We start from the raw sequence: 6,369 nt of genomic DNA on the forward strand, positions 1-6,369 counted from the left end.
TGGTCAACTACCTAATTTTCAGGGAAAAAGTACCTGAATTTTCCCCCTGATCACTCCCATGCCTGGTACTTTTTGATTGACAAAAAGTCTAAAAGTCTTACCCAACAAGGTTTTTAGATTTATTCAGCAGACCCTAAGTAGTTGGACAAAAATAAAGTTAACTGTGGGGTAAGGAGTCGGTCGTCAGGAGACGGGAGACGGAATACACGCTAAGATACAAATAATAAACTTGAGAGAAGCACTTGATTAAATATGACTCTAACTGACGTTGAAGTAAATCCCTCGACTCCAGAAGATTTTTTAGATTCTGAAACATTAGTACAGGTCGATTTAATGCAGCAAAAGATTCAACAATATTTACAAACCCTATCAGTAGAAAATTTAAAGATGATTCTAGAATTTGCCGCTTATTTGTCAGATAAAGAAAGTGAAAAGGCAACGCAAGAAATTAGAGCAATCCCGAATATTATGGAACATTTGAAAGAAGCTGAAATGGATTTACAATCAGGTTGCCTCATTGATTGGGAAAGCTGAGATGACTTATAAAGTCCGTTTGACAGCTAAAGCAAATAAAGTTTATTCTGAAGCGGATCCAATCTTAAAAAAGAAGATTGCTAAGTGTTTAAAACTCCTTCAAGAAACACCGAAAAATCACCCTCAAATTAAAGCATTAAAGGGAGAATTTGCTGGGAAGTATCGCTTCCGCGTTGGAGACTATCGGGTTATCTATACAGTTGATGATAGTCAGTCTCAAGTTATCGTCTTGCTGATTGAACATCGCAGTCAAGCTTACCGCCAATAAATAGGGTTTGCTGAAAAAGTTTATTGTTGAAGTCAGTCAGGAAGCGGGAGTTTCAGGCTTTGTTGTCCTCTTTTTGCACTAATTTGTGTTCTACAAAAGTGGTAATGCAAGGTTTTTGAGGCTCCCAATCCTCATAGTGTTAATATTCGCTAATCTCATCTAATTGGAAAGGCAAGATTTGAGAAAAAAAGTAGAAGTTAAGGAACGCGGAGCATTCGTTCTTCGATTTCTTGCCAGACGGTAGGGGAAATATTAACAGCCACTTTTTGGCAACTTAGTATTAATTCATTAACGTATAGATAATTTTGAAATATAATCCAGTCAGGTCTTCTCCAAGAAGAGAACCCAATTGGACTTTGCTTATAAAAATCTAGAATTATTTTTTCATCTGCTGAGATTTGATCAAATTCTAATTGTCCTAGTATTTTTTTTATAATTGAACTAATCAATGCAAAAATATGTGTTACTGTTTTTTCACTTGGCATTTGTTCACTGATTAACCAATATCGATAATGATTGTGATACAAAACATCAATACCAACATATTCTTGACTTAATTTATCTAATTCCTGAAGGAAAGGTTCGTCAAATTGTGGAGTACAATCTATGTAATTATTATACATATCTGACTGTATTCTATTATAGCGTTTGGTAAAATTAATCCCTGTATTTAATCTGTCAAAAAGAATGATTGAGCGTTTTGCAGAGGGTTTAACCGATTCTTTTAATTCACCAGTTGCTTGCTCTACCCAAACAAGAAATTTAGATAATTCGGCATTCTTCGCATATTTCTGGGCTTCTTTCTCCATTGCTAATAACAATTTATCGGCTTTCCCTCGCATCAAACCCGCCACTAACAAAAAGACCTCTTGCCAACGAGTTTCTGTTACATAATTCTTAACTGCTTCTTCAATCAAATCATTGTCATAGATATACTGAGCCGTGAGGTATTCCTGAAGGGTTAAATGAGAAAAAGAATAGACATATCTCGCCCGCTCTACTAAAATTCCCTGTTCAATTTCAATGGTTTTTAATACTTTTTCGCCGTCCAGATGTTGCGGAGCATTGAAGTTTTGTTTAAGGTGATCTTTAATTTGCTTAACAATTTCTCGTTTTTCTAGAAAAAGTTTATCTGCTACAAAATTCTGATAAGCAATTTCAGATAGCAAAATTTCTTCTTGCTCAATACTGAGATTTTCATAAACTAAACCGCGATTAGGTAAACGTTTTTCGGCTGACCATTTTTCCAATAAAATTCGTAACGCATCTTGATAAAGGCGACTGCGATTTGTGGGAAACGATTGATTTTCATCATAAACCAAACACAAAAAAGTCAACAATAACGGTGTATGGGCTAACTCTTTTGCACTTTTATACTCCTCCTTTTGCAACAGTTCCCAACAATTTTTAGCTGTCTCATTTTTGCAATCTAATTCGGAACTAAACCAATGTTCAATAAAACTTTGAATTTGCTGATCATCAAATTCGACAATTTCAATATCGGTAAATCGTTGAAGATGAGTTCTAGCAGCAGTGCGACAGGAGAGAATAAAACGATTTTTATAATGCCTATCTACAAAATCTTTGATTTTCTCGATTACATTATTCACATTAGCTGTTGGCACTTCATCCAAACCATCTAATAAAATTAGTAATTCTCCTTTTTCTAGTTTATTGCTAATATTTTTTTCCACATTGGGAAAACCACAAATTTTAAACTCCTCTTCAATTAATGCCTGAATATTAATCTCGTTTTCTTTAAAGTTTTTCAACTCCAGTAAAACAGGTGTTAGAGAATGCTGATAACTGCCTTGATTTCCCTTGAGAGCTTCTAGCCCAACTTTTCGCAAAAATGTAGATTTACCAATGCCGGGATCACCAAGTACCATTAAATATTGTTTTTGATTAGCCCAGAGTAAACCATCTTCTTTACCATAATCCCTAAAGTTAAACCGTCGCTGCTTACTCTCACGATATTTATTTTCTAAATTTTCATCATAATAATCCCTGACTAAATTTCCCAAACATTTGACATTAATATAAATTGACTCCAAATCCATCGGCTTAGACATTTTTAAAACCTTAATCATGCCGTGCCGATCCCAGTAACGTTGAGTATATTCCCGCAAAAAAAGATACTTTCCCTCTTTGATAAGCTGCCCGACATCTTTATTCAATAACTCATTTTTATTAATACCCTCCCACCCCGATTTAATCATTTGGCCAATAAAATTATTAGTCAATGCCGTTACAATGGTTGTTTCAATTCCTGTCATAACTTAACCCCTGTAAATCCTCTGAAGCTTAGTATAAGCCAGAAAGCGGGTTTCTCAACAACCCAGAAAGCGGGTTTCTCATCAACCCAGAAACCCACTTTCTTTAAGAAAGCGGGTTTCTAATCCTTAAGCCGCTAAACTGGGAATAGCTGCTTGTCCTTGGCTCTCATTTCTCAGATTGTCAAATAATGCAAATTTATCTTGACTATAGTGCTACTACCCCCACTCATCCCCAAGTGATCGAGCGGGTTGCCACTATTCTCCAGCATCATTGGGGCAACCCCTCCAGTTTACACACTTGGGGACAGGATACGGCGACAGTCATCGAAATGGCCAGAGAACAGGTAGCAGGGTTAATTAATGCCAATTCAGACCAGATTATCTTCACTTCTGGCGGTACGGCTATCAAGCTAAAATTGATCAGCCCCCCCGGTAAACCGCCCAAGGCTGGTTCTAATGTTAAACCGAGGCCAAATCAGGACAAGGAGAAAAAATAAAAATTCTTGGGTGGGAAATGTGGCCGCATCTCATAATCCACTGATTATCTATTCCCCCTTTTGCCTGTTCCCTGTTCCCTATTCTAACTGATAACTGATCACCGATTACTGATAACTGAATATGGCTTATTCTCGCATTAAAAAACTAGCAAATTATCTACGTCCCCATTGGCAAATAGTAACTGGGGGGGTAGTTGCTCTGCTTATTGTTAATCTTTTGGGTGTTTATATACCGCTTTTAATCCGGGATAGCATCGATGATCTGAGTAAATCCTTTGACTTTCAAAAAATCATTTATTATCTGATTTTAATTGTCGCTTTAGCCTCGATTATGTGGTTTATCCGCATGATTTCCAGAGTATTGTTATTCGGGATCGGTCGTCAGGTAGAGTTCGAGCTTAAACAAAAAATCTTTCAGCATTTATTAACCCTTGAACCTGCCTATTTTTCTCGGCAAACTTCAGGAGATTTAATCAACCGTGCCACTAGCGATGTGGATAATATCCGTCGTCTGGTGGGTTTTGCTTTGCTCAGTTTGGCTAATACTTTTTTTGCCTATGGGTTAACTTTGCCTGTAATGTTAGCGATTCATATTCCCCTTTCAATCGCCGCTATTTCTGTCTATCCTTTGATGTTAATTGCGGTGCAGTTATTTAGTGGTCGTCTGCAGCGGCAACAGAAAAAAGTACAAGAAAAACTCTCGCATCTGAGCGATTTAATTCAAGAGGACATGAGTGGTATTACTCTGATTAAAATTTATGCCCAAGAAGGTAACGAGCGCCGAGCATTTAAGCAAAGAAATCGCGAATTATTACAGGCTAATTTAGATTTAGTCCAGACTCGTAATTTTCTTTTTCCCCTGATTGAAGCTTTGGCCTATGTCAGTTTATTGGCATTGCTTGCTCTCGGTACTAGACAAATTATAGCGGGTAATATCACCATTGGGGACTTTATTGCTCTGTTAATTTTGGCAGAAAGATTAGTTTTTCCCACTGCTTTATTAGGTTTCACTATTACTGCCTACCAACAGGGAGAAGTGAGTATAGATCGCCTGGAAACTATCCTATTAGCCGAGGCTAAAATTAAAGACAATGCCGATTGTATTCACTTAAAAAATATTCAAGGAAAAATTACCGCCAAAGCCTTGACTTTTTTCTATCCTGATGCTAAGGAACCCGCCTTAAAATCTCTTTCTTTTACCATTAATCCGGGGGAAACGGTAGCGGTCGTCGGTGCGATCAGATCGGGAAAATCTACCCTTGCTAACGCTATTCCCCGTCTTTTGAATATTGCCGAGGGACAGTTATTTATTGATAATCAAGATGTCACTCAAATTGCCCTTGAAGAGCTGCGAAAAGCGATCGCTTATGTTCCCCAAGAAAGTTTTTTATTTAGTACCACCATTGAAGATAATATCCGTTATGGCGATCCGCTGCTGAATTTTTCGGCAGTGGAATCGGCGGCCAAACAAGCGAGAATTCAGGAGGAAATCGAGAATTTCCCGCAAAAATACGGAACTTTAGTGGGAGAACGTGGGATTACTCTTTCCGGTGGTCAACGTCAACGGGCCTCTTTAGCGCGCGCTTTAGCCATCCAAGCACCGATTTTAATCCTTGATGATGCCCTATCTAGCGTCGATAATCAAACGGCTACAGCTATTTTGGAAAATATCAGCCAAGAAAGCCAAAAAACCGTGATTTTTATCTCCCATCAATTATCGGCCGCTGCCACTGCCGATCGCATTTTTGTCATGGATCGCGGAGAAATTGTCCAGATAGGAAACCACGAGGAGTTAATCGCAGTCCCCGGAGTCTATCAAAATCTCTGGCAACAGCAGCAGTTAGAGTCTAAGGTTTTACAGTAGCTGATAAAACAGGGAATCTGCCAGTTATTGCCAGTGAGTAGGAGAATTTAAGAATGATTTAATGGCTATTTTGTCGATTTAATGGCAGCAAAAGCCAATAATCTCACTCAACACTTTATAAAAATTTCTAACCAATTTTTGTGTTATCTTGATTTCTCGTGGCACAGGTAATGTGCTAAAAACCGAATAGAAGTCCACTTGAACCGAGAAATTCATGCTTAAAAATCTGAGTAAAACCGCTCTTTTAGCCACTGCTACCCTGCTCGGTGTCCCTAGCGTCTTAATTCAGCCGACAATTGCCCAAATGCCTACTCTAGGAGATGGTATCATCTGTACAGCAACTGGCAAAACCGCCCAAGGAGTAAAACTATATGTTTATACTTCTGAAATTGATGACGACTCAATCAACAAAAAAGAACCGGTGACACTGACAATGGTTTCCCCGGTTAGTGATGTGGTGGAAGGGCAAATTTTGGTAGTTAACAAAGACGATAACACCGTGACGATTGATAATTTTGCTGCCGCAACTCCCCCGGAAATGCAGCCAATAGGATTAGCTGTCACTACCTATCAAGGTAGAAATACTTTTAGCGGAAAAAGTCAAGCAGGAACACCGGTTAGTTTTACCCTAGAAAACAATCTTCGCACCATTAAAGTTAAGCATGGTGGTGATTCTTTCACGGGAGTCTGTCACTAAAATTACCCTAAGAGCGGTTAACAGTTTTGTTAGTCCTCTTTAACTTGAGCATCTCAAAAGCTGGATGTTATATTAATCCAGCTTTTTTAATTATAATTAGGGTCTGCTGAATAAATCTAAAAACCTTGTTGGGTAAGACTTTTAGACTTTTTGTCAATCAAAAAGTACCAGGCATGGGAGTGATCAGGGGGAAAATTCAGGTACTTTTTCCCTGAAAATTAGGTAGTTGACCA

General features: G+C 38.2%; 5 protein-coding genes and 1 pseudogene. 5 read left to right on the forward strand and 1 reads right to left on the reverse strand.

What is annotated here, in order from left to right; all coding sequences use genetic code 11:
* Window positions 1-252: 252 nt before the first annotated feature.
* Both IM319_RS12200 and IM319_RS12205 read left to right on the forward strand, forming a co-directional pair.
* Window positions 253-534, forward strand: a complete 282-nt coding sequence (locus tag IM319_RS12200) for a hypothetical protein (RefSeq protein ID WP_002759713.1) — start codon at window positions 253-255, stop codon at window positions 532-534.
* Window position 535: 1 nt separating this feature from the next.
* Window positions 536-802, forward strand: a complete 267-nt coding sequence (locus IM319_RS12205; RefSeq protein ID WP_002759714.1) for a type II toxin-antitoxin system RelE family toxin — start codon at window positions 536-538, stop codon at window positions 800-802.
* Window positions 803-999: 197 nt separating this feature from the next.
* Here the strand turns inward: IM319_RS12205 and IM319_RS12210 are convergent, their stop codons facing one another.
* Window positions 1,000-3,078 (reverse strand): NACHT domain-containing protein, encoded by a 2,079-nt coding sequence (locus IM319_RS12210; protein ID WP_287735786.1) that lies wholly within the window; start codon window positions 3,076-3,078, stop codon window positions 1,000-1,002.
* A 188-nt stretch (window positions 3,079-3,266) separates the two neighbouring features.
* Between IM319_RS12210 and IM319_RS12215 the strand changes: the two are divergent.
* The 3 genes and pseudogenes from IM319_RS12215 to IM319_RS12225 form a co-directional block, all read left to right on the forward strand.
* Window positions 3,267-3,479, forward strand: a pseudogene (locus IM319_RS12215) (aminotransferase class V-fold PLP-dependent enzyme); the annotation flags it as partial.
* Between the two features lie 217 nt (window positions 3,480-3,696).
* On the forward strand, window positions 3,697-5,439 hold the full coding sequence (locus IM319_RS12220) for an ABC transporter ATP-binding protein (RefSeq protein ID WP_287735787.1): 1,743 nt from the start codon (window positions 3,697-3,699) through the stop codon (window positions 5,437-5,439).
* 214 nt (window positions 5,440-5,653) lie between these two features.
* Window positions 5,654-6,136: a hypothetical protein gene (locus IM319_RS12225; protein WP_287735788.1), complete on the forward strand. Its 483-nt coding sequence runs from the start codon at window positions 5,654-5,656 to the stop codon at window positions 6,134-6,136.
* Window positions 6,137-6,369: the final 233 nt, after the last annotated feature.

Origin of the sequence: Microcystis sp. M113S1, from assembly GCF_020246945.1 — a bacterium.
Lineage (GTDB): Bacteria > Cyanobacteriota > Cyanobacteriia > Cyanobacteriales > Microcystaceae > Microcystis.

Bases quoted from the DNA above. Each gene is read 5' to 3' on its own strand.
- IM319_RS12210 (WP_287735786.1), bottom strand. From the start codon at position 3,078: ATGACAGGAATTGAAACAACCATTGTAACGGCATTGACTAATAATTTT.
- IM319_RS12200 (WP_002759713.1), top strand. From the start codon at position 253: ATGACTCTAACTGACGTTGAAGTAAATCCCTCGACTCCAGAAGATTTT.
- IM319_RS12225 (WP_287735788.1), top strand. From the start codon at position 5,654: ATGCTTAAAAATCTGAGTAAAACCGCTCTTTTAGCCACTGCTACCCTG.
- IM319_RS12205 (WP_002759714.1), top strand. From the start codon at position 536: ATGACTTATAAAGTCCGTTTGACAGCTAAAGCAAATAAAGTTTATTCT.
- IM319_RS12220 (WP_287735787.1), top strand. From the start codon at position 3,697: ATGGCTTATTCTCGCATTAAAAAACTAGCAAATTATCTACGTCCCCAT.